Origin of the sequence: Flavimobilis marinus, from assembly GCF_900113055.1 — a bacterium.
Classification (GTDB): domain Bacteria; phylum Actinomycetota; class Actinomycetes; order Actinomycetales; family Cellulomonadaceae; genus Flavimobilis; species Flavimobilis marinus.
The window spans coordinates 1-3,240 of sequence record NZ_FONZ01000010.1 but is presented as its reverse complement, the minus strand read 5'-3'; the positions used below and the strand labels follow the sequence as shown (position 1 = coordinate 3,240).

The window sequence follows — 3,240 nt, the reverse complement described above, 5'->3', positions numbered from 1 at the left end:
TTGAGAACTGTACAGTGGACGCGAGCATCTTTGTATATCAAAGATTCTATGAATCTTTGGTTTCTGCATATTTTGTTGTCAAGTTTTTAAGGGCACAGGGTGGATGCCTTGGCACTAGGAGCCGATGAAGGACGTTGTAGCCTGCGATAAGCCTCGGGGAGTTGGCAAACGAACCGTGATCCGAGGATTTCCGAATGGGGAAACCCAGCTGGACCTTTAAATCCAGTTACCCGCATCTGAATATATAGGGTGTGTGGAGGGAACGTCGGGAAGTGAAACATCTCAGTACCGACAGGAAGAGATATTCCGTGAGTAGTGGCGAGCGAAAGCGGAAGAGGCCAAACCGTATGCGTGTGATACCCGGCAGGGGTTGCGTGTGCGGGGTTGTGGGACCGACCAGGTGGTGCTGCCGCACTGTCAGGGAGTCAGAAAGCCGTGTCATAGTCGAAGGGTCTTGAAAGGCCCGGCGTAGAGGGTGGAACCCCCGTAGACGAAATGGCGCGGCCTCCCGGTCGTCATCCCAAGTAGCACGGGGCCCGAGAAATCCCGTGTGAATCTGGCAAGACCACTTGCTAAGCCTAAATACTACCTAGTGACCGATAGCGGACAAGTACCGTGAGGGAAAGGTGAAAAGTACCCCGGGAGGGGAGTGAAATAGTACCTGAAACCGTGTGCCTACAAACCGTTGGAGCCTCCCTAGCAGGGGTGACAGCGTGCCTTTTGAAGAATGAGCCTGCGAGTTAGTGCTCAGTGGCGAGGTTAACCCGTGTGGGGAAGCCGTAGCGAAAGCGAGTCCGAATAGGGCGATCATAGTCGCTGGGTCTAGACCCGAAGCGGAGTGATCTACCCATGGCCAGGTTGAAGCGCGGGTAAGACCGCGTGGAGGACCGAACCCACTTAGGTTGAAAACTGAGGGGATGAGCTGTGGGTAGGGGTGAAAGGCCAATCAAACTCCGTGATAGCTGGTTCTCCCCGAAATGCATTTAGGTGCAGCGTCACGTGTTTCTTGCCGGAGGTAGAGCTACTGGATGGCCGATGGGCCCTACAAGGTTACTGACGTCAGCCAAACTCCGAATGCCGGTAAGTCAGAGCGTGGCAGTGAGACTGCGGGGGATAAGCTCCGTAGTCGAGAGGGAAACAGCCCAGACCACCAGCTAAGGCCCCTAAGCGTGTGCTAAGTGGGAAAGGATGTGGAGTTGCACAGACAACCAGGAGGTTGGCTTAGAAGCAGCCACCCTTGAAAGAGTGCGTAATAGCTCACTGGTCAAGTGATTCCGCGCCGACAATGTAGCGGGGCTCAAGTACACCGCCGAAGCTGTGGCATTCACATATTTGCTTGATCCCTTGTGGGTCCAGGCGTGTGGATGGGTAGGGGAGCGTCGTGTGGGCAGTGAAGCCGCGGGGTAACCCAGCGTGTGGAGCCCACACGAGTGAGAATGCAGGCATGAGTAGCGAAAGACGGGTGAGAAACCCGTCCGCCGAATGACCAAGGGTTCCAGGGCCAGGCTAATCCGCCCTGGGTAAGTCGGGACCTAAGGCGAGGCCGACAGGCGTAGTCGATGGACAACGGGTTGATATTCCCGTACCGGCGAAGAACCGCCCACGCCGAACCCGGTGATGCTAAGCGCCCGAGCGTGTTCCACCAGCCCTTCGGGGCTACCGGGACATGCAAGGCCGCGACCCGAACCGGTAGTAGGTGAGCGTATTAACAGGGGTGACGCAGGAAGGTAGCCGAGCGTGGCGATGGTAGTCCACGTCCAAGGTCGTAGGGCGAACAGTAGGCAAATCCGCTGTTCATTAAGCCTGAGAGCTGACAGTGACCTCTTATGAGGGAAATCGGTGATCCTATGCTGCCTAGAAAAGCCTCGGCGCGAGGTTCAAACCGCCCGTACCCTAAACCGACTCAGGTGGTCAGGTAGAGAATACTAAGGCGATCGAGATAATCGTGGTTAAGGAACTCGGCAAAATGCCCCCGTAACTTCGGGAGAAGGGGGGCCCAAGGCGTGAACCGACTTGCTCGGGGAGCGTTGCAGGGCCGCAGAGACCAGGGGGAAGCGACTGTTTACTAAAAACACAGGTCCGTGCGAAGTCGCAAGACGATGTATACGGACTGACGCCTGCCCGGTGCTGGAAGGTTAAGAGGACCGGTTAGCTCTTCGGAGCGAAGCTGAGAATTTAAGCCCCAGTAAACGGCGGTGGTAACTATAACCATCCTAAGGTAGCGAAATTCCTTGTCGGGTAAGTTCCGACCTGCACGAATGGCGTAACGACTTCCCCGCTGTCTCAACCGCGAACTCGGCGAAATTGCAGTACGAGTAAAGATGCTCGTTACGCGCAGCAGGACGGAAAGACCCCGGGACCTTTACTATAGCTTGGTATTGGTGTTCGGTGCGGCTTGTGTAGGATAGGTGGGAGACTGTGAAGCCGGCACGCCAGTGTCGGTGGAGTCAACGTTGAAATACCACTCTGGTCGCTCTGGATACCTAACCTCGGTCCGTAATCCGGATCAGGGACAGTGCCTGGTGGGTAGTTTAACTGGGGCGGTTGCCTCCTAAAATGTAACGGAGGCGCTCAAAGGTTCCCTCAGCCTGGTTGGCAATCAGGTGTCGAGTGCAAGTGCACAAGGGAGCTTGACTGTGAGACTGACAGGTCGAGCAGGGACGAAAGTCGGAACTAGTGATCCGGCGGTGGCTTGTGGAAGCGCCGTCGCTCAACGGATAAAAGGTACCCCGGGGATAACAGGCTGATCTTGCCCAAGAGTCCATATCGACGGCATGGTTTGGCACCTCGATGTCGGCTCGTCGCATCCTGGGGCTGGAGTAGGTCCCAAGGGTTGGGCTGTTCGCCCATTAAAGCGGTACGCGAGCTGGGTTTAGAACGTCGTGAGACAGTTCGGTCCCTATCCGCTGCGCGCGCAGGAAACTTGAGAAGACCTGTCCCTAGTACGAGAGGACCGGGACGGACTAACCTCTGGTGTGCCAGTTGTTCCGCCAGGAGCACGGCTGGTTAGCTACGTTGGGAAGGGATAACCGCTGAAAGCATCTAAGCGGGAAGCCTGCTTCAAGATGAGGTTTCCACACCTTCGGGTGGAAGGCCCCCAGCTAGACCACTGGGTAGATAGGCCGGATGTGGAAGGCAGGACTAAAGACTGCTGAAGCTGACCGGTACTAATTGGCCGACAACTTGACTACAACAATATTTGCTACGCGTCCACTGTGCGGTTCCCGAGATACGAACGGG

At 56.2% G+C, this 3,240-nt stretch carries 1 rRNA gene; it reads left to right on the top strand.

What is annotated here, in order from left to right:
- Nucleotides 1–76: 76 nt before the first annotated feature.
- A 23S ribosomal RNA gene (locus tag BMZ30_RS13435) occupies nt 77–3,191 on the top strand.
- Nucleotides 3,192–3,240: the final 49 nt, after the last annotated feature.